The organism is Klebsiella sp. 1SOBk5mer (genome assembly GCF_046603115.1).
GTDB lineage: Bacteria > Pseudomonadota > Gammaproteobacteria > Enterobacterales > Enterobacteriaceae > Klebsiella > Klebsiella quasipneumoniae.
In genome coordinates this window covers 1-1,434 of the sequence record NZ_JBKIUU010000029.1, presented here as the reverse complement: position 1 = coordinate 1,434, position 1,434 = coordinate 1, and the positions used below count along the sequence as shown (strand labels likewise).

Sequence of the window (1,434 nt, the reverse complement as noted above, 5' to 3'; positions counted from 1 at the left end):
AGGAACGTAGGCCGGATAAGGCATGTATGCCGCCATCCGGCATAAATGGAGCGCACCAGTCGTAGCCCGGCTAAGCGTAGCGCCAGCCGGGAACGCTCCTTCGACAACGCTATCGCATCAGAACCACGCCTCAAACATCCCGCCGACGTTCAGCGAATCCAGCTGCTGGTCTTTGGTGCCGTTGACCTTCGCGGTATGCTCGTTGTCCACCTGACCGCCGGTCACGTAGAAGCGCAGCATCGGACGGAACTCCGGCCCCATGCCGATGGCGATGTTCTGCGACAGCGTCAGCTTCCAGCCGTGGTTATCCCCGCCCTGGTCGTAGTCCACGCGCTGGTAGCCCGCTTCCAGCCAGGTGGAGTGCACGTCGTTCCAGAAGTACATCGGCCGCACGATAGCGCCGTAGTTTTTGCGGTTGTCGGTATTATCTTTGCCGTTGTCGTAGTCGTGGAAAGCCAGCAGATATTCCACCTGCGCCTGCTGGGTGAACTTATGGCTGCCCTCGAAGCTGGCGTAGACCGTGGTCAGGTCGTCGGTTTTGTTGTAGACGCTGTTATCCGAGTTGTCGGAGTAGCGCAGGATCACCTTGTTCACTCCGCTGTCGTTGGTGTGGCTCAGCACCAGGCCGCCCTGCCAGGCTTCGAGACGCGCGTCGCTGTCCACCGCCTTCGAGTCAAAGCCGTAGTTGGCGTACACCTCGACGTCGATCGGCCCGGCCTTGATGTTGTGGGTTTTGGTGGTCAGCGCGTAGTGGCCGTTGTCCCCGGTGTCGGAGCTGCCGGTACAGGTGATGCGCGACGGGTTGGTCTCATCAGCCATCACTTCCGGGCTACAGGATTTCACCTGCGACACCGCCGCCACGTCGAACTGCACGCCGCCGATATCAAAGTTCTTCACCCCGGCGCCCTGGCCGTCGTGGTTCATCCAGAAGTAGTCGTTGATCCCCTGTTGCGGACGCTGGTGGAAGTCGCGGCCGGCCCAGATATAGGCGTTGGGGTTGGATTCCAGCACGTTGGTGACGCCGACGTAGGCCTTCTTCAGGTTAACCTCGTCGCTCCAGTGGTCGAACATGACGTTGAGATCCCAGATAGCCCCCTGCGCGCTTTTGAAGGCTTTGCTGATCTGGAATTCGCCGCCGTTGCTTTCGTTGCCCAGACGACCGATCGCCGAGGCGCCGTTATAGGAGCCGTCGACGCCGACATATTTCTGGTCGCCGGTCTGGAAATGGGCGCCATAGCGGGCATAGCCGCTGAACTTGAGGCCGAACGGAATCGCCACATCCGGCGAGGCGGCGGTGGTCTGCGGGTTGGTAATGACGTCGACCTTTTTGTCGGCCGCGGCGTCAATTTTCGCCTGGCGGTCGGCCAGCGCTTTATCAACGGCTTTGGCGACGATGGCGTCGATCTGTTCCTGAGTAAATTCTTGCGCCATTAC

At 60.5% G+C, this 1,434-nt stretch carries 1 protein-coding gene; it reads right to left on the bottom strand.

Annotation, left to right across the window (positions count from 1 at the left end; translation table 11 throughout):
- Positions 1-117: 117 nt before the first annotated feature.
- Positions 118-1,434: carbohydrate porin (locus ACLH1U_RS25140; protein ID WP_086076642.1), on the bottom strand; the 1,317-nt coding region annotated here is incomplete at its 5' end.